The following is a 22938-nucleotide window of genomic DNA, read 5'->3' on the forward strand; positions in this document are numbered from 1 at the left end:
AACAAAATTGACTAAAATGTGTCACGATTAACATAATAAAGAGCAGTGCCTAAAGATTGGATATTTGAGTGTGCCGAAAGTAGGCATTATCTACAACGACGTTAAACCGATAGCAGGTCGCGTCGCTAGCGAACTGAAAGAAAAGTTCACCGCCCACGGTTGGGATGTCTGCATCACAACCGGCATCGGTGGTATGTTGGGTTACTCTACCCCAGAGAGTCCTATATGCCACACACCTATTGAGGGTTTAACACCTCCTGGTTTTGACTCGGAAACAAAATTTGCGATCGTGCTAGGGGGAGATGGCACAGTTTTGGCAGCATCACGTTTAGTTGCTCATTGTGGTATCCCCATGCTGAGTGTAAATACAGGTCACATGGGATTTTTGACCGAAACTTACCTCAATCAACTGCCCCAAGCAGTAGAGCAACTAATGGCGGATAAGTATGAAGTTGAAGAGCGAGCAATGCTCACTGTCAAAGTGTTTCGGGGAGATTCAATACAGTGGGAAGCCCTCTGCTTGAATGAAATGGTGCTACATCGAGAACCACTAACCTCGATGTGCCATTTTGAAATTGCAGTGGGTCGTCACGCGCCAGTTGATATTGCCGCTGATGGTGTAATTATTTCTACACCAACAGGTTCTACTGCTTATTCGTTGAGTGCGGGTGGCCCGGTTGTAACCCCGGGTGTACCAGCATTACAGTTAGTGCCTATTTGTCCCCATTCCTTAGCATCAAGAGCATTGGTGTTTCCCGATACAGAACCAGTCAATATTTACCCAGTTAATACTCCTCGATTGGTGATGGTAGTTGATGGCAATGGCGGCTGTTATGTTTTACCGGACGATCGCGTCAATGTAGAGCGATCGCAATATTGTGCTAAATTTATTCGCCTGCAACCGCCAGAATTCTTCCGAGTTTTAAGAGAAAAACTCGGTTGGGGTTTGCCACATATTGCTAAACCTACATCAGTGGAGTTGCCGTAAGTAGGGGATAGGGGATTGGGGATCAGGGATCGGGGACAAGGAAGACACGGGAGACAAGGGGGAGACGGGAGAAAACCAACCCAATTACCTATTACCCATTACCCATTACCTATTACTTAAATCTTAAATAAGAGATTAAATTTTCTGCAAGTAGAGTATTTTATTGCTAAATCTATAGTTTGACGTGCTAAAACATTTGAGATAGGGTGTCAAATTTAGGATATTTTTTATCACTAAAAAATTTTAAATTACGCTTATATCTGAATGTACAAGCGTTTGTGAGAACATTTGTACAAATCTAAAGTCTAAAATCTAAAGTCTAAAATCTAAAGTCTAAAATTCATATGACGCTTGCTCACAACCCCTGTGTTTTGGTGATTGAAAGCGATGAAACTCTGGCTAATCAGATCGCTTTTGACTTAAAAGAATCTGGTTATGATTCTGTTGTGGCTCATGATGGGGTAAACGGTTTGCAACAAAGCCGCGATCGCCAACCAGCTTTGGTTGTGATCGACCGGATGCTAGCAGGAGAATCTGGACTCTCTTTGTGTAAAAATCTGAGAAATACCGGAGTGCGATCGCCTGTGTTGGTCTTAATGGCAAGAGATACAGTCGATGATCGTGTAGCTTGCTTAGAAGCAGGAGCAGATGATTACTTTCTTAAACCCTACCGTTCTGAGGATTTTTTAAATTTAATTCGCCTCTACTTAAAACCTGATGTAGATACGACAGAACAATTACGTTTTGCCGATTTAGTTTTAGACATCGCCACTCGCCGCGCCATCTATAATGGACGGGCGATCGACTTAACAATGAAAGAATTTGAATTACTTAAATATCTCATGGAACATCCCCGCGAAGTACTAACTCGGGAACAGATTTTGGAAAATGTTTGGGGTTACGACTTCATGGGTGAATCAAATGTGATAGAAGTATATATTCGTTACCTACGCTTGAAAATAGAAGACGAAGGACAAAAGCGCCTGATTCAAACAGTGCGTGGTGTTGGTTATGTGTTGAGAGAATCGTGAGGAATTATCAATTACGAATTCTGAAGGGGTCATTCGGAATAACCGCTAACCACTAACGACTAACTATTGACCAATGACTAAAATCATGTTCTCCATACTTCTGAGTATGCTACTAATAGGCTGTTCAATTCCCACACCAGCAAAATCTTCTACTGATGCACCTAGTTCTCAAATTCAACCAGTAAAAACTGAACAATTATCACCTGATACAAATAAGGGTCAGCAGTTACCTGTTTCTGCTCGGGCTGTTGTTTCCAATGGCACTATAATCGATCTGGAAGTGGCAAAAACTCCAGAACAACAGGCTATGGGGTTAATGTATCGACCTGCTTTAAGCCCAAATCGAGGGATGTTGTTTCAATTTCCTAGACCAATGGCAGTCGGCTTTTGGATGAAAAACGTGCCTGTACCTTTAGATATGGTTTTTCTGCGAAAAGGCGTTGTGCAGATGGTCACTACTGCTCCACCTTGCAAAGCTGACCCCTGTCCTACCTATGGTCCTAACACCCAAGTAGATCAGGTAATTGAACTGCGTTCCGGACGAGCCGAGGAACTGGGGTTAAAGAAAGGAAGTCGTGTCAAAATTGATTTCTTACAGACCGGAAATTTGCGGAGATAAAAATTTTAATGATGATGTTAAAAGCCTGATAAAATAAGAATTGAGAAAATTTTGATAAAAAAATAGTTAAGTACCTGGTAAAAAATTTAATATTGGCGTTAAAATTTAATACAGTCTTAAACAGATAGACCCCGACGTCTTCAAGCTGGGGCCTATGTTTTAGCATTCTGTGACTAAAATCTATCTTTTGGCGTACGTGTAAAGATTCGCCAATAAGGGATTATTTAGCTAATGAATCCTTATCCCTACAGGTGTATTTAGCTAAGCAACTGAGGTAAAAAGGGTAAATCCGATTTAGCTAAGTCAGCTACTGGATATTTAAAAAAAAGTGAAAGTAGCGCTACAGTTAGTAACTTCAACGGTGCTTTGATTGAAAAACACTATATACACAAACAGTACTTAGGCTGTTGATTGTGTAAATTTAGTGATTTACCAAAGACTAGTTATAACCTACTGAACAACAGTAGTCTTAGGGGCCAGCATACACAATATGTAAGGGGGTGAACTACAAATGCTACCATCTAACTACACACAACTAATTCGTTTTTTGCAAGAGGATTTGGCAATTTCTGCTGCCTCTATTGACGTTGCGCTTCGTCACAGCAAGCAAGATCCTGGACCTTTGCCAATGATTCTCTGGCAGTATGGGTTGATAACTCTCGAACAGTTAGAACAAATCTACGACTGGTTGGAAACTGCGGCATAGTTCAGGAGTAGCTCATTCAGGAGAACAAAATATGTGGCATGAAATTTGCTTTTTACGAAGGCTCGCCAAAAGTAAAACCAGCCTGAGTGATTTTTACTGTTTCACTTATAACAAGTTACAAGAGCGGGTTGATAATTCAGCCCGCTCTTTAAATTACTTAATAATTTGTTGTTTGTTGGTTGTTGGTTGATCACAAACCAATGGCTAATGAATTGAATAAAAAGACCAAGAATTAGAACGCCTACGCTCTGCCTTATTTCTTGGTTTTTGATTAGTCTTTTCACGAATACCTGTTAAGTCCTCAATTGCTACTGCTGCATTAATTTTTAATGCGTCCTGAATAATGGACTGGCTAATGTTGTGGTTTAGCCACTGTTGAAATCTTTTCTCCTTGCCCGACAACCATTGCAAAATCTGTCTTGCCCTGCGGCGAGTAGACCTTGTGCCTTTCGCGGCTTTCTTTTGGAGAGAACTTCTAATGTTGGCTTGAATGCTTTAACAGGCTTGTTTTTGAGTTTGGCAGTTTTGCGATTAGCTCCAACTCTGGCGCAAGCACGAACAGCTAAATTTGCACTCAACCCAAACAAAGCACGAATCTCGTTATAAACCAGATTCTGAATAGTCATCTTACTGGTTATCTGAGGCTTAACTTTCTGATTGGCATAGTTACACGCCGACTCAAAAGCTGTCAGCACCCATTCGATTTCTTCTGCTTGTTTTTGGGAGGGGTTGAGTTTGCAAACTAGCGTCAACACTTGTCGCGATCGCTCCAAAATTCATTGCCTTAACCTCTACGAACAAACCCCTAATCGTCACAGCAGTGGTGCAGAACTAGCAGCAGTGAACTATCCAGCATACTTTCAAGCTTTACAAACAGAACGTACTATTGCCGCAGATGATGCTTATAACGATCCACGTACCTTATGAATTTGGCACAGCATATCTGCCTGCGGTTGGCGTCACTCAACAATCACCACCTCATCCATCTTTACTTCTCCTTGTTATTTCTTTGCGTTCTTCGCGCCTTAGCGGTTAGTTTTAAATTCCATAGTTTATAATGATGGATTGTGTCGAATTATAGCCATCCCATGCCCAAACTCAAAACTCGTAAAGCAGCGGCAAAACGATTCCGCGCCACCGGCAGTGGTAAAATCGTACGTCGCAAGGCATTCAAAAACCACTTGCTTGAACACAAAACCTCTAATAAAAAGCGTAAGCTTTCCAAAATGGTTCTTGTTGACGAGCGCGATGCCGAAAACGTGCGCTTGATGCTCCCCTATTTGTAATTTGTTCAGGAATAATTAAGCTATGACAAGGGTAAAACGCGGTAACGTTGCTCGTAAACGCCGCAAGAAAATTCTCAAACTCGCCAAAGGTTTTCGTGGTTCTCACTCCACCCTGTTTAGAACCGCAAATCAACAAGTAATGAAGGCGCTGCGGAGTGCTTATCGCGATCGCAAAAGGCGCAAACGTGATTTCCGTCGTCTCTGGATTACCCGCATCAATGCTGCTGTGCGTCAACATGGCATGAGCTACAGTCAGTTTATCGGTAATCTCAAAAAAGCTAACATCCAACTCAACCGCAAAATGTTGGCACAAATGGCTGTCCTCGATCCAACTAGTTTTGCTAAAGTGGCAGAGTTGGCAAGCCAAGCTAAAAGTTAAACCATGCGTAGTCCTAGACAAGTAATAATAGGGAGATGGAGTGATAGGGTGCTGGGTTTTTCTCCCCAGCACCAGACACTTAGCTCCTGCAATTACATTTTTAGGACTATCGGTAAAAAAATAATTCTTTTTCTGCTGTTATTTGTGCTTGTAAGTTCAGGTACACAATCATCAGCATCTGCCGCAGAACTGACAAAAATTCAGCGGCGGGGCTATTTAAATATAGCTGTCAAAGATAATTTGCGTCCTTTGGGATTTAGAAATGTAAAAGGTGATCTCCAAGGTTTAGAGATTGACTTAGCCCAACAATTAGCAGCAGACTTACTTGGTAAAACAAACGCCGTCAAACTCAAACCCGTAGCTAATCGCGATCGCCTCTCACAAGTATTAGACAACAAAGTTGATCTCACCATAGCTAGGGTGACAGCAACCGAATCACGCGCCCGCTTGGTAAGTCTAAGTATACCTTACTACTTTGATGGCACAAGATTAATTACCAAAAATACCTCGCTCCAGAAGCTAGGCGACTTAGAAAAACAGAAAATAGCCGTTCTCAACAACTCCAGTACTATAGCCGACGTTAGGTATTATTTGCCACATGCAGATTTGGTAGGAGTTAATTCTTATCAAGAGGGACGATCGCTTTTAGAAAAAAATACAGTAGTAGCCTTTGCTGCCGACACTAGTGTCCTGAGTGGTTGGGTGCAACAATATCCTCAGTATCGGCTACTGCCAGTAAAGCTATCAACTGAACCTTTATCTGTAGTCATGCCCAAGGGATTACAGTATGATGATTTGCGACGCCGGGTAAATGGAGCGATCGCGCGTTATTTGGAAACAGGTTGGCTCCAGCAACGCGCTCAACACTGGGGTTTACCGTAAAATAGTCATTGGTCAATGGTCAATAGTCATTGGTCAATGAGGAATATCCTACAATGTTTGAGTTTATTTTTTAACGCAAAGGGTCGTAGAGGTTGACGCAAAAAAACACAGAGTGTTAACCGAACTACGTCGTTTTGCGTTTAGAAAAATTGCGATACTTCTGGTCAATGGAAAAAACTATTGACTCTGGACGATTGACCCTTAACTCTGAACAATTGACACTTGACTCTGGGCAATTGAAAATGGATAGCAATTTAGCAGTTATTTATCTCGCAATTTTGGTGGGTATTCTCTTATTCACCTTTATCAATGTTGTTCCACAAATTTTCAAAAATCGCAAGATAGAAAGAAACTTTTCTCGCTTGCGAAACAAGCTCTCAAAAGAAAAAGGAACGACTCAAGAGTATTACGAATTAGCTAGTATTTACTCAGAAAAAAAAGTCTATTCTCAAGCCGTCAGTCTGTTTCAAAAAGCTTTGAAAGCCGCAGAAGAAGAGAGAGAAGAAAACATCGCTGTGATCTACAATGGGTTGGGTTTCGCTTACTTTGCCCAAGAACAGTATGATTTAGCAATTCGCCAGTACAAAGACGCACTAAAAACAAAGCCGGATTATGTCACAGCATTAAATAATCTTGCTCATGCATACGAGCGCAAAAATTTAACTGCTCAAGCACTACAAGCTTATGAAGAAGCGCTCAAATACGATCCGAAAAACTCTACTGCTAAACGTCGTGCTGAATCTTTACGGCGTTTAGTGACTGCCTAATTTATAACCCCTTCCGCAAGCGAATAATTGCTTAGGGATGGGGTTTTCTATTAGTGGTATCAGTAAAATTATTTACAGGATATTTTACGTTTCTCGGGTTGACTTACCCAACATTTTCAAAAAAGCGATCGCCAATAACCCCACCTCAATCAAACCATCCACCTCATCAATAAAACTACGCCGATTTTCCCAACAAATAAACAATATATTGATTCAAACTCACACATTCTACTTCTGCTTTCTCAATCAAGCGACAATGTAAAGACTTTGGTATCCGTACCAACAACTCGCCGTCATTACCTTGCAAGTTCCCAAATGCTAAGGAATTTACCAAAACGTTAATTTTTATTGAACTTTAGCAACATAAATGTTGTTTTAATTGAGCCTCCAATCCTTGTCAGCAACGACATTTCAAGCATTGTTAGGGGATGTAAACTTACAAGAAGCCAATTACTGCCAGGGTAGAACATTTGAGAGAATCAAAAACGATTTAATAATTAAACGCTAAAAGTCCACCTCTTACTCAGGCACACTTGGTTTAATTTCAAGGGAGAACACTATCATGAAATTGGCTTACTGGATGTATGCAGGTCCTGCCCATATTGGCACTCTGCGGATCGCCAGTTCTTTCAAAAATGTTCATGCCATTATGCACGCACCTCTGGGCGATGACTACTTTAACGTCATGCGCTCGATGCTGGAACGAGAGCGGGACTTTACCCCAGTAACTGCCAGTGTTGTCGACCGCAACGTTTTAGCACGTGGTTCCCAAGAAAAGGTAGTAAACAATATTACCCGTAAAGACGCCGAAGAACATCCAGACCTCATCGTTCTTACCCCCACCTGTACCTCCAGTATTCTGCAAGAAGACTTGCAAAACTTTGTGGAACGGGCGCAGTTGGAAGCCAAAGGTGATGTGATGCTGGCGGATGTGAACCACTATCGCGTCAACGAGTTGCAAGCAGCCGATCGCACTCTCCATCAAATTGTCCAGTTCTACATCGAAAAAGCTCGTAAAAAAGGCGAACTTCCAGAAGGCAAAACCGCCAAACCCTCTGTCAACATCATCGGTATTTCAACTCTCGGCTTCCACAACCAACACGACAGCACCGAGTTGAAACGGTTGATGGCAGATTTGGGAATTGAGGTAAATGCAGTTATTCCAGAAGGTGCTTCGGTTCACGAGTTGAAAAACTTGCCTCGTGCGTGGTTCAACCTCTGTCCTTACCGTGAACTCGGCTTAATGGCAGCTAGTTACCTAGAAGCAGAATTTGGGATGCCTTATGTAGACATTACCCCGATGGGAGTAGTGGAAACTGCTCGTTGCATCCGCAAAATTCAGCAGATAGTTAACGCCCAAGGTGCTGATGTTGATTACGAAGACTTCATCAACGAACAAACCCTACATGTATCCCAGGCTGCTTGGTTCTCCCGCTCAATTGACTGTCAAAACTTAACAGGTAAAAAAGCAGTCGTCTTTGGTGATAACACCCACGCCGCCGCTATGACCAAAATTTTGGCGCGGGAAATGGGTATTCACGTTGTCTGGGCTGGAACCTACTGCAAATATGATGCTGACTGGTTCCGGGAACAAGTCAGCGAATACTGTGATCAAGTCATTATTACCGACGATCATGGTCAAATTGGAGATGCGATCGCTCGGGTCGAACCTGCTGCTATTTTCGGTACACAAATGGAACGCCACGTTGGTAAGCGTCTGAATATCCCCTGCGGTGTGATTGCTGCACCCATCCATATCCAGAACTTCCCCATTGGTTACAAACCATTCATGGGTTACGAAGGTACTAACCAAATAGCTGATTTGGTGTACAATTCCTTCACCTTAGGAATGGAAGACCACTTGCTCGAAATCTTCGGCGGACACGATACAAAAGAAGTAATTACCAAGGGTATATCAGCTGAATCTGACCTCAACTGGACTAAAGATGGTTTAGCAGAATTGAACAAGATTCCCGGTTTTGTCCGTGGTAAAGTGAAACGCAACACCGAGAAATTTGCTCGTGAGCGTGGCATCAAAGATATCACAGTTGAAGTACTGTACGCTGCCAAGGAAGCTGTCGGGGCATAGTTATTCAATCTAGATATGATATTCGGCCCGCAACTAAAGTGCGGGCTAATAGCCAAAACCCACTTAAAGCGGGTTGAATAGCTTTAGGAGTAGCCCTTTGGTGGTATAACGTATCTTTCTTGGTGTCTTAGTGTCTTTGTGGTTAAAAAAATTAAATTTTGAACCACCCTACTCTTATCTTAAGCCACTACTCTACCTTGAAGCCGCTTTGCCTACGCGTCTACGTGACGGGAACCTCAAGAGCGGTAAGTGGACTCACCAAGGCACTAAGACACAAAGGTGAAAAGACCAATGTAGTGCGATCGATGTTACTTGTTGCGTAGAAACCATTTGATAACTCACACCAGTATTCTCATTACTTATTTAGAAAATCTAAATATATTAAGTATTTCTACTTCTTGAAAATAAAGTTTTGATATTATCAAGGCATCATAATATTAAACTGAATCAGGTAGGAAAATCAAAACTATAATTAAATTTAACTAAAAGAATAATAATTTCTCAAGTCACTTTTTGGGAGAGTGAAGTATGACTCAAGACTATACCACAAAATGGTGGGCGGCTTTTTCATGCCTTGCTTTTATAGAAGGCGTTTTACTGGTGATGTTGTTCTCTGGACGTAGTTCTGTATTAACTATAGCAGCATTACTTTTCATTGCGATCTTAATGGTATTTATTCCACGAGCAGATGATGTTGTTGCGCTGACATTTGACAGAGATAAAATTGACAACAAAATCAATTCTCTTAACAAAAAACTGAGTACTACGAAAAACAGAGCAGATAAAATATTTCTCTTAACAATACCGGAATCAATGTATAAGACATTGCAAAAAATTAACTCTGGCAATTATGGCAATTACGATTTGACAGCTAAATTAGAAAGAGAACTGTATCACTTACGAGATATAGGTTACATCGAAGATACAAAGGAAATTCGTGATATCCCTTATGAAGGCAATAATTTATCTAATTATGTGAAAATCACAGCATTAGGGAAGCAATATATTGAACTCCGCAAGAGTATTGAGGAAGAAAACAAGGGCAAAGATAAGTAAGTTGGTATAAATAAAGTTAAATCGTGAGGGTTTTCATTTGTCCTTGGTAATTGCTAGCATCACAGCAATAATTGCAGAAATCATACACAATTTTTTAACGCTTCAATATCTGCACCCACAATTTTTTCTAAATTTCTCGTAATTTTTTCAATATCCCAGTTCCACCAAGCAATTTCTAAAAGAGCATTAATGATTTCGTCTGGAAAACGTTGGCGCAATAAACTAGCTGGATTACCTCCGACAACTGCGTAAGGAGGTACATCTTTGACAACTACCGATTTTGCAGCCACGATCGCACCATCACCAATTTTAACTCCAGGCATAATCACTGCTTCGTATCCAATCCACACATCGTTACCAATCACAGTGTCACCTTTGAAAGGTAATTCCTCAGGTTTCGGCGTGACGCGTTCCCAACCACTACCAAAAATGTTAAATGGATAAGTTGAGAAGCCAGACATCTGATGATTTGCACCATTCATGATGAATTTTACGCCTGTGGCTAAAGCACAAAACTTACCAATGACCAGCTTGTCGCCAATAAATGGGTAGTGGTAAAGCACATTGCGTTCAAAGTTTTCCGAGTCTTCCAGGTCATCGTAATATGTATAATCACCAATGATGATATTGGGGTTTGTGACAGTGTTTTTGATAAAACAAACCTGTGGGAAACCCTCCATGGGATGTGGGTTGTTTGCATCGGGATATTGCATCGCAGCACCTTGGAATTATTTATCTTTATACCAAGTTAAGTGATGATCTGATGATAGTTTTAGTTGCGATCGCATCTTACGCGCAACTAGGTACTGACATAAGCTACATGAATTTACTTATAAATAATATATATAAGCTAACAAATATCACAATACATACTTATTAGTTAGGCAATAAAAAAGACTCCATAGCCTACGGAATATTTTACCGATGTGTCTCCCGTAACTTGGTAAAAAAAAGCAGCTGTAAATGGTCAAGTTTACTTCTATTAAATCTAGTAGGAGCGTGGTAAGGTTTTAAATCCATTGTCTCCCATTTTGCCCTGACTAATGCATTTGCACTATCTACAACCCCAACATCTAGAAGAATTAGTCAAAAGCAGCGGTATTGATTTACACTTAGCTACTTTGAATTTTCAGTCTCTGCAAGATGAAACCGCCTATAACTATCTGTTAATTTCTGAACACATACCACGCACGAACATTGGGATGGTGAAGAGTAGTTGGTTACAACGATATGCCCATGTGACTGCTGGTGGATGGTGGTGTGCTGGGCTTGATCCTCTCAATAACTGGAAAGCAATGGAATGGGGATGCTTCAAGCCAAATCAACCGCGACTAAATGAAAAAGGCAAATCTATTAAGTACGAACATCCTCCCTGCACACCGACGCGGGTGTTTTGTTTGCGAGTCAGTCTTCGTGTGTGGCAGCAAGTCGCTCAACGTTATAATCAAGCCATGCCTGAAGATATCAGCATCGCCGAAAATGGTGAAGCTGTGGGTTTTTGGCCGTGGGTGATGGCAAGAAATCTACCAATCATTATCTGTGAAGGCGTCAAAAAAGCTGCTGCACTGTTAACGCAAGGATATGCAGCTATCGGTATCCCCGGAATTACTAGCGGTTATCGCGTCACTAAAGATGAATTTGGCAAAGTTATCAGCCGTCAAATGATACCGGACTTAAAGGCGATCGCGATCGCTAAACGCACATTTTATATTTGCTTTGACTTTGAAACTCAACCTAATAAAATTGCCGCAGTAAATAACGCTATCTCCCAGCTTGGTTTTTTATTGCAAACCAAAGATTGTTCTGTAAAAGTGATTGAACTACCAGGGAGAGAAAAAGGAGTTGATGAGTTTATCGTTGCTAAAGGTGCAAGCGCCTTTGAGAAAATATATCGCCAAAGCGTTGATTTAGAAATTTATCTTGCTCAAACAAAACCCCACACTGAATTAACTATTCCTCCAGCACTGACTCTAAACAGTCGCTATTTAGGAGAAATACCTTTTCCCACTTCTGGATTAGTGGGTATAAAATCTGCTAAAGGCACAGGTAAAACCACGGCACTTCAGACAGTTGTGCAACAAGCAAAAACTAGAAATCAACCAGTTTTATTGATTACTCATAGAATTCAACTTGGTCGATTTTTATGTGAAAAAATCGGTATTAGTTGGGGAGTTAATAATGATAGCTTAGTTCGTAGCGATCGCTTTTATGCTCACTATCAATCTACCCCATCTCTAGGATTATGTATAGATTCTTTATGGAAGCTGCATCCTGAAGATTGGCAGGGGGCTATCTTAATTTTAGATGAAGTAGAACAATCATTATGGCATCTGCTTAACAGTAACACTTGTCAAGAAAAACGAGTTAAATTATTAAAATCATTTCAGCAATTAGTTGCTAATATATTAACAACAGGTGGATTAGTCATTGCTCAAGATGCCGATTTATCTGATATTTCTTTAGAATATTTACAAGTATTAGCAGGAATTAAATTAACACCGTGGGTAGTAGTGAATCAATGGAAACCGCAACGGGGGTGGGACGTTACTTTTTATGATTCTCCTAACCCAACTCCACTAATTCACCAATTAGAATTAGATTTAATGGCGGGACGTAAATGCTATGTCACTACTGATAGTCGCTCCGGACGTTACAGTTGTGAAACAATCGCCGATTACTTGAAAGAACGACTGCAAAAACTGCAAAAGCGATTTGCTAAAACTCTTGTAGTTAGTAGCTTAACAACAAATACTCCTGGTCATGAAGCAGCTGATTTTATCACATCTATTAACCAAAAAGTGTCAGAATACGATACTGTTTTTGTCACTCCCAGCTTGGGGACTGGAATTAGTATTGATGTTCAGCATTTCGACTGTGTTTATGGCATTTTTCAAGGGGTAATTCCTGATTCAGAAGCACGACAAGCATTAGCCAGGGTAAGAGATGATGTCCCACGAGTTATTTGGTGTGCGAAGCGAGGTATTGGTCTAATTGGTAGTGGTAGTACAAATTATCGCTTGCTATCTTCTTGGTATCAAGAAAATCAAAAAGAAAACTTAGCTTTACTGAGTCCTCTACATAAAATTGATGTAGATTTACCATTAGTTTACGACCCCATTCATTTAAGAACTTGGTCTAAGTTAGCAGCAAGAGTAAATGCTTCTATTAACCTTTACCGTCAATCAATGAAAGATGGTTTAATTGCCGATGGTCATCAAATACATATCCGGAGCAATGCTGTCCAAAATAATATTATTCGTGATTTACGTTTGGCCTTTTTAGCTACTGACCCTAAGGATTTGGCAACTCGCAGAAGATTGATTATAGAAATTGTCAAAGTCCAAAAAGACTGGTCACAAAGTCGTCAAAAAGCAAAAGAAATTAAACGCAAAATTAAAGAAATTAAGCAACAAAATCAATTATTAGCAGCAACGGCTGTTGCCAACGCCAAAGATATTGATTACGTGGAGTATGAGCAGCTAATAGCTAAACATTCACTAACAGATGAGGAACGCAACCAAATTAATAAATATATTCTCAGGCAAAAATACGGCATAGCAGTTACTCCCCAACTTAAATTACTAGATGACCAAGGGTATTATGGACAATTGTTAACTCACTATTATCTCACTCATGAAAGTGAATATTTTTGGCGACGAGATCAGCAAGAATGGCAACAACAATTATTTTGGGGTGAAGGCAAGGTTTTTCTACCAGATTTAAAAATATACACCCTCAAAGTTGAAGCCATGAGAGCCTTAGGAATGCTACAATTTTTAGAGCCAGAACGAGTATTTAGTGAACACGATGCTGATTTAATGTTGTTGCAAAATACTGCTGTGCAGTGTAGTCAACATATTAAAAGAACACTTGGTATCAACTTAGTGAAGGGTAAAGAACGCGTTTCGGCAATCAAAATCTTGAGCAGATTATTGAATTTACTAGGTTTGAAGTTACAGCGAGTTGGTCAAAATTACCAGATCAATTCAGCAAGCATCAATGATGGTAGAGAGAGGATATTTGCAGTTTGGCATCAACGAGACCAGCTGATGTCAGCTAATATAAGAGATGCTTCTGATTGCACAGACCTTTTGTGGCGCATATCTACACATACTAAAGAAAATTTCCCTATGGGGTTAGTAAACTTTTGTAGGAAAGCCGAAAGGTAACGCTGTGTTGGAAATAGCAAAGCCTGAAAGTTTCTACTAAATGAACGGCTGAAACAGGCTTTACCATTTTACAAAATTCTTGATACACATCGTCCCCCTTGTCTTCCTTGTCTCCTAAATCAAACTTATAGTGAAACGGTATCATAAGGGGTTTTACCCCCTGGTCAACCATTAAATTGAAGCGATTATCATATACATTCATTTAAAATTTAAATTTCTTTGTAGAATCTGCACATAGGATGAGGTTCTTTGTACAAAGTCTTAAAGGAAGATTATTACATCTAATTTAAATATCGCTAGTACAAGTGGGAATAACGGAACAAATCACATATATGTAAGTTTTTTACTAAATTTACGAAATTTATGCAGTTTATACTGTAGCAGCAAAGCAAAAGGCAAAATTAGTCAAACAACAAGCCGATGAGCGTAACTAGTTACCGAAGAATAGTAATTGGGGATGTGCATGGTCACTACGAAGGTTTAATGAGATTGTTGGATGCGATCGCCCCCACATCTGACGATCAAGTCTACTTTTTAGGAGACTTAATAGATCGTGGTCCACAAAGCGCCCAGGTAGTTAATTTTGTCAAAGATAGTCCCTATCAATGTTTATTAGGGAATCACGAGCAAATGCTATTAAATATTCTCACTAAACGCATCCCTACTCCTACGGTACAAGCATGGCTATATAGTGGTGGTCAGGCAACAGTAGCTAGTTATGAAGAAGCTACAATTCCCCACGATCATCTGGAATGGTTTGATAATTTGCCTACATATATTGATTTAGGGGATATTTGGTTAGTTCATGCTGGTGTTAACCCTTTCATTCCCCTAACAGAACAAACTGCCAATCAACTTTGTTGGGTGCGAGATGAATTTCATAGTATTGAGGAACCATACTTCTCCGATAAGTTAATGATTATCGGTCATACTATTACTTGTACTCTACCAGGTGTTCCCCCTGGACAATTAGCTCAAGGACAAGGATGGTTAGATATAGACACTGGAGCTTATCATCCCCGTAGTGGTTGGTTAACGGGATTGGATGTTACAAATAATTTAGTTTATCAAGCAAACGTTCTCAAAAATTGCATTCGTATCTCAGCTTTGGAAGAAATAGTGACCACCGTCAACCCAAAACAATTTCATGTTAATCGCCGTAGCAAGTGTTTGGCCTGATCTTGAGTAAAGCTATGGTTTTAATCCAAAATCCAAAATCTAAAACCCAAAAATTGTTGTGAGATTTGGATGAGGTAGAAAACCCCAATCCACAATCCAAAAATCTGAAATTACTTCAAGACCTAAGCAAAGCTTGGATATTAGTCTTGTATGTAGAACTGTCTAAACCATAGTTACCATTGTTGGGTTGAGTATTGATTGCTTTTTTTATCGCATCAATGCGATCGCCTATCGCTGGGTGAGTACTCAAAAATGCTGGTACAGAACCTTTTTTGACTAGTTTTTGCATAAAGGAAACCATTGCTGTTTGACTGTAACCAGTACGTGTCAAAGTTGCTAATCCTCTTTTATCAGCATCAAACTCGTGTTTACGACTACCAGGCAGATTGCGGGCTAACTGATAACCAATTTGTACTACTTTACTGCGGTCTAACCCGGCTGCTGTTAACAAACCTTCGTCAATCGCCTTTTGGCGCATCTGTTTGATGAGGTGTCTACCGCCAATATGACCAATTTCATGGGCCATGACGCTTGCTAATTCCGCTTCATTTTCGGCAGCTTCTATTAAGCCAGTATTTAAATATACAAATCCGCCAAGAGTGGCAAAAGCATTAATACTATCATCGTCAATTACTTGGAAAGTAAAAGGAAGCTTGGGGCGATCGCTATTGGCTACCAATCGCTGACCTATTTGTTGCACATAACGGTTAATATTGGCATCGCGGTACAATCGAACATCAGTGTTTAGCAGTTGTTGATTGATTTGTTTACCAATTTCAACTTCCTGGCGATCGGACATGTTAGAAAGCTGAAGTGCTTGGACTCCTTGAAAAATTAGAGGAACCCAATCAAAAGCTTGGGATGGTAAGGCGCTACTCAAACAAATACTCAGCGCCACTAGCACCGAAATCAACGGATAAAACAAATGATGCCGAAAAAAACTGTAATAGATAGATAAGCTTTTCCTATTATTCATAATTCGGTCTGAAAAGACTTTAGGAAGAACGTAAAAGTAACCGACGCAAGCAGGATACAACAAGTTGCATGAAAAATTTCTAATGCAGATTTCACTACAGACTTGACTATAATTCAGTTTTAACCGATGTTTTTTGGCAACAGCAACTAAAAACAGCGGTCATGATAAACTGTCGCATGTCAAAACATAAGGAGGTAATCCAATGAGAAAATTTCATCCTCAAGCATGAAAAGATCCCACCCCTTTCCCTTCTTCTTATTAAGGAGAGGGGATGAGGTAACTTCAAATTCGGAGAGTTTTCTCTGTTGTAGCACCTGGTGTTCAAAAGTCAAAAACTAGATTTAGGAAAATTGCAGTTATGGCTATTTTAGATTCCAAAGGTCGTTTATTTGGTAAATTTAATGTCCTTGATATCGGTGCTGGACTGGTAATTTTGCTAGTTATATTTGGCATCTTTTTCTTCCCTGGTAGTACTGGTTCTATTGCCCAGGTGGGAACTAAAACAGTACCTATTGAAGTAGATTTGATTGTTCGGGGATTAAATGTGCGTGACCCCGAACAGTTATATAGCCAAGGATTTAAAAAAGGCGGTAAGACAAACGTGATTATTCGTAATCAACCTCACGGTAAAATAGATATCAAATCTATTCAAACATTGCCCAGAACTGTACTTGTTCCCCAGCCAGACGGTACTGTGAAAGAATTGCCAGATCCCAAATCAAACAGTTTTAGTACAGACATGTTATTGACTTTGGAAGGCAAAGCACAAATCACTGAAAATGGCCCTGTTTTAGGTAACAGCAAAGTCAAAATTGGAATGCCATTTGAGTTGGAAGGCTTTAATTACAACTTCAATGCCAGCGTGATTGATGTGCGGATTAAAGATAAATCCTAGTGCCGATACTACGTTTACGACTAGTGATCCGTTTCATTAGTTTTGAAGAGTTGCCAAAGGCCAGATCCCCGACTTTTTTAAAAAAGTTGGGGATTTTGCAGTTAACTATAGATTGTTACTCTTAATTAGTTACTGCTGTTGGTGATTCAGTTAAAAGAGGTAAGAATTTTCTTATTAAACCAATTGTTACTGCTGGCAGCTCTAACTGTGGTGTCAATCCCACATCTTCCAATTCTTGGAAAAATTTAATTGCTTGCGGATTCATTTGAGCAAGACGATACCCAATTTCTGGACTAGTAAATTGTGATTTTCTTCCCCAAATAATTGCGGTCGGAATAGTTAATTGTTGAATGTAAAGTGACAAATCAAAACTCAAGTCACCGCGTACGAAAGATAGGGCAGCGTATTCAGCGTTGGGTTGCTTGGCTGATTCCAGATAAGCTTGGACAATTTCTTCATATATCCGGTTAGGACGAGCAAATTGTCGTTGTTCTAAAAAGCTACGAATACCATTTTCTGTCGCCACTCCAGTAGTGTAAAGTATTCTATCAACAACAGGAATACTGATGAGTTGAGCAAAAAAAGTGCGAGAGTAATCTTGTCCAAAGTCAGAAATTCCGGAAGGTACGGTAAGAATTAAAGACTTGAATAATTCTGGATGAGCGATCGCAACTCGAATAGTAAACGCTGCTGTCAGAGATGAAGCAATTACTTTCACAGGGAGAGTGCAAGTCTGCTGCAAAAACTCTCGAATCGTTGTCAAGTAGTCTTCAATTGTGAAATTCCGTGCGGGATGCTCAGATCGACCCCAACCTATCAAGTCTGGGGCTAAAATGCGATACTCACTGGCAAATGCTGGATAAACTTTTGACCACTCGTATGCAGAAGAACCTCCACCAAATCCATGCAAGAACACTAGAGTCTCTAATCCCTCGCTAGCAACTTTATTCTCCTGCCAAGGTAAACCAGTAGCAGTGTAGTAAACCATCCTGCCTAAAGAGGTAGTCACAGAGCGTTGTTCAAATCCTATTGGTATAAACATAGATTTTTACTCAGGAGTCATTAGTTGTTGATTGTTGGTTGTTGATTGTTGATTGGTGGTTGGTGGTTAGTGGTTAGTTGTTACCTATTCTTTAAACTACTTACTCCCCCACCTCCCCTAATCCCCATTCCCTGTCGGTCGTGGGGTCCCCGAGTTCCCCACCTCCCCACCTCCCACTCTCCCACTCTCCCACTCTCCCTACCTACCTCCAAAGACAGATTCAATCATTAATTTTCCTGATCAACGCTTCGGGTGAAGTAGATGTAAAAAGACTGCCTAAGTTGTGAAGATTCAGTAATTTTTTTTCTGGTTTTTCTGGTTTTGTTGCTTGAAAATATCATAATTACGATACTTATACTAGTAACAGGTATTACTGAAGGGTGAGACCCTCAACCCTTATTTATGGTAATCTATCAGAAACAATACTGATAGCTTTGAGTGTCAGTTAAACTTGTAAACAAAATCGCAACTAACTATTAACTTTAATTTCTGCTTAACTGTGCAATCAATTAGTTATCAAAGTAAGACTTTGTACAGTCTAGTCAGGGTAATTTTTGTCTATATAGTTAGTAATTTGATGATTTTATAGAAAATGGTTAGGTGGGGTGTCATGTTAAAGCAAGCTTGTCTTCAATCTCATCAACAACTAAAGTTTGAAGACCACAAATTAATGCTTGATAACTTTGATATCCAAAATATTCACAATCAAATGGTAGATTCATCTTTCCACTGTCAAATGCATACAGCACTTGACACCGAAAAGATGGCTATACCTAACTGTATTTATTTAAATTTAGAAGATTTAAAATGCTTTGAAGTTATCAAGCATCAGTATCAAAAATGGGGTATAGTTTTTGACAATTGTATCGCCATACAGCCTTCAAATCCTGCATTTCCCACTGACTCTAGTTTGATGGTAATGATGGGAGCGCCAAAAGGTGGATATTTAGAAGCGACTTTTTTGCAACCAGTCCAATTTGTGAGTGCTTTTGTCACCAGTTCACAGCGTTTGGTACTTTCCGCATATGATCGCGATCGCCAACTGTTGACTCAAACAGTACTACCAGGAGCTAATCTAGCTAATTCCGATTCTGCCGTTCCCCCCAATACCTTACTTTCTGTAACAGCTAATGATATTTACAGTGTCACTTTTTGCGCTTTTGATGGTCAATTCACTATTGATAACTTCTGTTTCTGTTTTCAGAGCAAATCTATAAAAACTCGGTGATAAAATCTGTGCCAAGACCTCTAATTCAGGTATTCTGATAGAGGTTATACCCTAAATTGGTTTTAGATTGTGAAACATTTACTGGGTAAGCTTTTTAGCTATCCATCTGTCGCAATCTTGTTTCCAATTGGTATTATTACTTATTTATTAAACTTTCACAATCAAGTAGGTAGATACCGTGGCACAGGCTTCGTCTTCTTGGCAGCAATTGATTGACCAGATCCTCGATTGGATGCTTCCAGAGTTCAAGTCAGGAGCCACAAAAAATTTAGCTCTAGAACGTTTTCGAGGGCCAGGAGGCGTTCTTGGGTTCCTGACTGTAGTGGTTGCAATGCTGTTGTGGAACTGGAAACTGCTGTTAGCCAGCAGTGCGGGTGTTGGGACAATGATGTTTGTTTATTCCATGCAAACATGGCATTGGCAGTTGCAATGGTCTGAAATTAAAAAATTTTTAAACAGTCCTAATCGTCGATTAGCTCTAGCTGTAATGAGCGGTGGTATAACCTGTTTCAGTACGTACATGGCAGTTGTAATTTGGTTAGACTCCAATAGTCATTGGCTTGCTGCTGGTGTGATTTTGCAAGGTTTAACCACACTGTTGACTTTATTTTTAATTACATGGCAAATAGTCAACTCTTACGGAAATCGAGATGAAAATCAGTTAGATAATTTGTTAAGTAATCTCACCGAAAAAGATCCCCTCAAGCGTTTAATTGCTATACGTCTCCTCACCAAATTAATCACTAACAATCGAATCAATACTACCGATTTACGAAGTATTGGTGAATGTTTGCGACTCCTACTCTGTCATGAGGAAGAAACAGCAATCCGAGAAGCAGCTTTTGATAGCTTGCAAGCATTGGAGCGAATGCAAACACTTTCATCAAGTCCTATGGCAATTAAAATACCTACCAAAGCAAAAGTCAAAAATCGGATTAATTGTTAGTTGTTAGTTGTTTGGAACAATCAACCACTCATTATTCTGTAATTTGATGTAGTCTGCCGTTATGGACTTGTACCACACGATGACCACACCGTCGGACTAGCTGCTCATCATGAGTAGTAACAATTACCGTTGCTCCAAAGGAATTTAACTTCTGAAAAATCTGCATTATTTGCCAGGAGTTATCAGGATCAAGATTACCAGTTGGTTCATCAGCTAAAAGCAATGGTGGGGTTGCGATAATTGCTCGAGCAATACTTACCCGTTGTTGTTCTCCCCCAGATAGTTTTTCCGGGAAACAGTCAGCTTTATTCAACAAACCTACTAACTTTAATGTCGGTTCTAAACGCCGTTGAATTTCCTTACGGGTATATCCTTGTGCTTGCAGTACGACAGTTACATTTTCTGCCACTGTTCTTTGAGGGATGAGTTTATAGTCTTGAAACACAATACCAATCCGCCGCCGAAACAATGATAAGCGATCGCCTCTTAAACAAGCCACATCACAGCCATCAACTATTACCTCTCCTTGTGTTGGTAACTCTTCGCCATACAGTAGTTTCAACAGCGTAGATTTACCAGAACCACTAGGACCTGTAATAAATAGAAATTCACCTTGTTTTACTGCCAAATTCACATCTAACAGAGCATTATGACCATTGAGATATGTTTTTGCAGTTGAGCGCAATTCCACCATAAGCCTATGATTAGGCTGTTGAGTATCGCTATCTTGAGCATAAGTAGATTTATCAGACACCAGTTTCGGTGATACTGCTGTTGGCATTGCTATTTATTTACACCCACTAACTAAACATTTATAAAATAAGGATTCCCAGATATTACCCAGGAATCTCATTATCCATACTGAAATTTTTTTAGTTAATGGCTAGTCGTTGATCGTTGTTTATTAGTAGCAGTTATGCAAAAACCTTACAGTCACGTTGGACTGGGCGTAGCATATCGTGAAAATTCGCCGTTATTTCACTACTCCCTATAAAAAGAGATAATGTTAAGACCAGTTTCAAAAGACTGTTTTGGCTACGCTTTTATGTATAAACCTACAATTAAAATTACTGTCAAGTTATTTGCTGCTTACCAAGAGGCTTATGGAGTGCCAGAACTGGTGCTGGAATTTCCCGAGAATACACCAGTTGTTGCAGTGCGCGATCGCTTGATCGCCGAACATCCTGAACTAAGCCAATGGCGGGATGTAACCCGGTTTGGAATTAACTTGATATTTGTTGAACCAAATACTATTTTGCAAGACGGCGATGAGGTAGTGTTAATTCCTCCTGTTAGTGGTGGTTGAGAATAAGGCAGAAAGGAGATGTTGTTTCCTTCGTAGTAGGTTGCAACGCCGCCCATGAGTTGCTTTCAAGCAAAAAGATAAAAGTAAAAAGAAAAACCTACTCTAGATATTTCTTTTAACTTTTAAATTTTGGATTTTAACTTAAAAGGCTGCCACTACACCAACCTGACGCAGAATAAAAAACAAAATGGAGTTGATAATGCTCAGGGCGATCGCTCCAATAATCGCGCTAGCAATTCCCCATCGCAGTCTGAATCCTTCTACTAACCAAGCTGCTAAACCAAATACAATTATGCTACCAATCAAAGGAATTAAGCCCAGACTGATCACGGCGCTAGTTGTTCTAAACCAACCAGGGAAAAGACTCCAAAAGCCATTGAAAGCACCGATAATTGCTCCTGCAATCAGAGCAATCCAAGGACTATCTATCTCAACGCCAGTAGGTAGTTTGGAGATAATTAACAAACTGATTGCAATTACCACAACAGAAATAATAAAACCAGCCATTGATACACCTCAGCACAAAATTGGATTAACAACAGTTATCTAGTCAATCCCCTTGACGCAATTGAAGGGATGTAAATCAACACAATTCTTCTGTGAGCGACTTGTTATATTACTAGTCTTGAAACCGTTTTTGATCACTTTTTAGTATTTTAAGCCTTTAATGGTAACTTTTACTCCAATTTTTTGAGAATCGAACCTTCGCGATCGCTGATTTGTTGAGCATCAATACCAATATGTGCTAGTTTTCCACGTTTAAGTGATTGTTGCAATAGCAGATAAGCCAGTTAAGTAAGTTCGTTCAAAAAGTTAGTAAAGTAGTGTTTGCAACCAGATCTTAATAGCGATCGCTAATTTTTCTAACTGTTTTTAGCCTGCAATATAACTTAATTCATCCAACAGTTCTAAAAAATCTTTGACACTGATTTGAATATCTGTGGGAAAGTGACGTATAAAACTTAACCCAGTTAATCCTTCTGGATCTGCTGCTGCTAGTACCAAGGCTGAGCGGATGGCATAAAAACCATTTTTACACCAAGCAGCAATCATTCCCGCAATGGGAATCGATAGAAACACACCCAGGAAAGCAGCTACTCGCTCACCAATAAATAGAGCTAAAAATAGTATGACTGGACTAGTTTATAACGCATTCATTGCCCATGACTTTGGGACTTACAAAGTTATCTTGAATTTGCTGAAGAATTATGCAGGTAATCACAAATTCAGGTATAAATACTCAGTCTTTGGCTGTAGTAAAAATAGCAATAACTTTATAAAAATAACTAAAATCTATTTTGTTCTTGATGAACAGATTTTTCTGATAAGAAAGAAATATTTTAATAAATAATTACATCTCCCAGCTGATAATTATTGATGTCATATGCTTGGCT

At 39.8% G+C, this 22938-nt stretch carries 24 protein-coding genes and 1 pseudogene; 17 read left to right on the plus strand and 8 right to left on the minus strand.

The annotated features are described in order from the left end of the window. Positions 1-70 precede the first annotated feature (70 nt). The 4 genes from UYK_RS0100380 to UYK_RS0100395 all read left to right on the plus strand — a co-directional run bounded on the left by UYK_RS0100380 (position 71) and on the right by UYK_RS0100395 (position 3344). A complete protein-coding gene (locus tag UYK_RS0100380) occupies positions 71-988 on the plus strand; it encodes an NAD(+) kinase (protein WP_009459655.1) in 918 nt (305 codons plus the stop codon). 344 nt (positions 989-1332) lie between these two features. After that, positions 1333-2019, plus strand: a complete 687-nt coding sequence (gene nblR, locus UYK_RS0100385) for a response regulator transcription factor NblR (RefSeq protein ID WP_009459653.1) — start codon at positions 1333-1335, stop codon at positions 2017-2019. 73 nt (positions 2020-2092) lie between these two features. Further along, complete coding sequence (locus UYK_RS0100390) at positions 2093-2638, plus strand: DUF192 domain-containing protein (RefSeq protein WP_009459651.1); 546 nt, start codon at positions 2093-2095, stop codon at positions 2636-2638. A 511-nt stretch (positions 2639-3149) separates the two neighbouring features. Continuing rightward, positions 3150-3344, plus strand: coding sequence for a DUF2949 domain-containing protein (locus UYK_RS0100395; RefSeq protein ID WP_009459643.1), 195 nt, complete (start codon positions 3150-3152; stop codon positions 3342-3344). Between the two features lie 210 nt (positions 3345-3554). Here UYK_RS0100395 and UYK_RS27725 read toward each other — a convergent pair. Continuing rightward, positions 3555-4117 (minus strand): annotated as a pseudogene (locus UYK_RS27725) (RNA-guided endonuclease TnpB family protein); the annotation flags it as partial. Here UYK_RS27725 and UYK_RS24635 point away from each other — a divergent pair. The 5 genes from UYK_RS24635 to UYK_RS0100430 all read left to right on the plus strand — a co-directional run bounded on the left by UYK_RS24635 (position 4080) and on the right by UYK_RS0100430 (position 6658). After that, complete coding sequence (locus UYK_RS24635; RefSeq protein ID WP_016870693.1) at positions 4080-4271, plus strand: hypothetical protein; 192 nt, start codon at positions 4080-4082, stop codon at positions 4269-4271. The pseudogene UYK_RS27725 and the gene UYK_RS24635 overlap by 38 nt on opposite strands. Positions 4272-4432: 161 nt before the next feature. Continuing rightward, positions 4433-4630 (plus strand): 50S ribosomal protein L35, encoded by a 198-nt coding sequence (rpmI, locus tag UYK_RS0100415; RefSeq protein ID WP_009459637.1) that lies wholly within the window; start codon positions 4433-4435, stop codon positions 4628-4630. Between the two features lie 22 nt (positions 4631-4652). Continuing rightward, entirely contained in the window at positions 4653-5009 is a 357-nt protein-coding gene (gene rplT / locus UYK_RS0100420) for a 50S ribosomal protein L20 (RefSeq protein ID WP_009459634.1), read from the plus strand. A gap of 3 nt (positions 5010-5012) precedes the next feature. Continuing rightward, on the plus strand, positions 5013-5891 hold the full coding sequence (locus tag UYK_RS0100425) for a transporter substrate-binding domain-containing protein (protein ID WP_009459633.1): 879 nt from the start codon (positions 5013-5015) through the stop codon (positions 5889-5891). A 242-nt stretch (positions 5892-6133) separates the two neighbouring features. Further along, entirely contained in the window at positions 6134-6658 is a 525-nt protein-coding gene (locus UYK_RS0100430) for a tetratricopeptide repeat protein (RefSeq protein ID WP_026086308.1), read from the plus strand. 175 nt (positions 6659-6833) lie between these two features. Here the strand turns inward: UYK_RS0100430 and UYK_RS27730 are convergent, their stop codons facing one another. Beyond that, a complete protein-coding gene (locus tag UYK_RS27730) occupies positions 6834-6992 on the minus strand; it encodes a toxin-antitoxin system HicB family antitoxin (RefSeq protein ID WP_235656339.1) in 159 nt (52 codons plus the stop codon). 228 nt (positions 6993-7220) lie between these two features. On the opposite strand from UYK_RS27730, the gene bchB reads away from it, so the two are divergent. Next, entirely contained in the window at positions 7221-8747 is a 1527-nt protein-coding gene (gene bchB, locus UYK_RS0100440) for a ferredoxin:protochlorophyllide reductase (ATP-dependent) subunit B (RefSeq protein ID WP_016870696.1), read from the plus strand. 528 nt (positions 8748-9275) lie between these two features. Then, positions 9276-9803, plus strand: a complete 528-nt coding sequence (locus tag UYK_RS0100445) for a hypothetical protein (RefSeq protein ID WP_009459627.1) — start codon at positions 9276-9278, stop codon at positions 9801-9803. 80 nt (positions 9804-9883) lie between these two features. Here the strand turns inward: UYK_RS0100445 and UYK_RS0100450 are convergent, their stop codons facing one another. Then, complete coding sequence (locus UYK_RS0100450; RefSeq protein ID WP_009459625.1) at positions 9884-10516, minus strand: Vat family streptogramin A O-acetyltransferase; 633 nt, start codon at positions 10514-10516, stop codon at positions 9884-9886. Positions 10517-10846: 330 nt separating this feature from the next. Between UYK_RS0100450 and UYK_RS0100455 the strand changes: the two genes are divergently transcribed. Both UYK_RS0100455 and UYK_RS0100460 read left to right on the plus strand, forming a co-directional pair. Next, positions 10847-13972: a plasmid replication protein, CyRepA1 family gene (locus UYK_RS0100455; protein ID WP_009459623.1), complete on the plus strand. Its 3126-nt coding sequence runs from the start codon at positions 10847-10849 to the stop codon at positions 13970-13972. 420 nt (positions 13973-14392) lie between these two features. Next, positions 14393-15151, plus strand: a complete 759-nt coding sequence (locus UYK_RS0100460) for a metallophosphoesterase family protein (protein WP_009459620.1) — start codon at positions 14393-14395, stop codon at positions 15149-15151. A 115-nt stretch (positions 15152-15266) separates the two neighbouring features. On the opposite strand, the gene UYK_RS0100465 is transcribed toward UYK_RS0100460, so the two are convergent. Further along, positions 15267-16127, minus strand: coding sequence for a M48 family metallopeptidase (locus tag UYK_RS0100465; protein ID WP_009459618.1), 861 nt, complete (start codon positions 16125-16127; stop codon positions 15267-15269). Positions 16128-16485: 358 nt separating this feature from the next. Between UYK_RS0100465 and UYK_RS0100470 the strand changes: the two genes are divergently transcribed. Beyond that, positions 16486-17022, plus strand: coding sequence for a DUF4330 domain-containing protein (locus UYK_RS0100470; protein ID WP_009459617.1), 537 nt, complete (start codon positions 16486-16488; stop codon positions 17020-17022). A 121-nt stretch (positions 17023-17143) separates the two neighbouring features. On the opposite strand, the gene UYK_RS0100475 is transcribed toward UYK_RS0100470, so the two are convergent. Continuing rightward, on the minus strand, positions 17144-18064 hold the full coding sequence (locus tag UYK_RS0100475; protein ID WP_009459616.1) for an alpha/beta fold hydrolase: 921 nt from the start codon (positions 18062-18064) through the stop codon (positions 17144-17146). Positions 18065-18734: 670 nt separating this feature from the next. Here UYK_RS0100475 and UYK_RS0100480 point away from each other — a divergent pair. After that, complete coding sequence (locus UYK_RS0100480) at positions 18735-19292, plus strand: hypothetical protein (protein ID WP_235182293.1); 558 nt, start codon at positions 18735-18737, stop codon at positions 19290-19292. 178 nt (positions 19293-19470) lie between these two features. Further along, the gene (locus tag UYK_RS0100485; protein ID WP_009459614.1) at positions 19471-20238 is read left to right on the plus strand and encodes a hypothetical protein; all 768 of its coding nucleotides are present in this window, start codon (positions 19471-19473) and stop codon (positions 20236-20238) included. A gap of 31 nt (positions 20239-20269) precedes the next feature. Here UYK_RS0100485 and ftsE read toward each other — a convergent pair whose 3' ends face one another. Further along, positions 20270-21019 carry a cell division ATP-binding protein FtsE gene (gene ftsE / locus UYK_RS0100490; protein WP_009459613.1) on the minus strand — a complete coding sequence of 250 codons (750 nt, stop codon included), beginning with the start codon at positions 21017-21019 and terminating at the stop codon, positions 20270-20272. A gap of 264 nt (positions 21020-21283) precedes the next feature. Between ftsE and UYK_RS0100495 the strand changes: the two genes are divergently transcribed. After that, a complete protein-coding gene (locus UYK_RS0100495; RefSeq protein WP_009459612.1) occupies positions 21284-21544 on the plus strand; it encodes a MoaD/ThiS family protein in 261 nt (86 codons plus the stop codon). Between the two features lie 141 nt (positions 21545-21685). On the opposite strand, the gene UYK_RS0100500 is transcribed toward UYK_RS0100495, so the two are convergent. Both UYK_RS0100500 and UYK_RS26930 read right to left on the minus strand, forming a co-directional pair. Then, the gene (locus UYK_RS0100500; protein WP_009459610.1) at positions 21686-22051 is read right to left on the minus strand and encodes a phage holin family protein; all 366 of its coding nucleotides are present in this window, start codon (positions 22049-22051) and stop codon (positions 21686-21688) included. Positions 22052-22417: 366 nt separating this feature from the next. Further along, entirely contained in the window at positions 22418-22624 is a 207-nt protein-coding gene (locus UYK_RS26930; RefSeq protein ID WP_009459609.1) for an alpha/beta hydrolase, read from the minus strand. Between the last annotated feature and the right edge of the window lie 314 nt (positions 22625-22938).

This window comes from Fischerella thermalis PCC 7521 (assembly GCF_000317225.1).
Classification (GTDB): Bacteria; Cyanobacteriota; Cyanobacteriia; order Cyanobacteriales; family Nostocaceae; genus Fischerella; species Fischerella thermalis.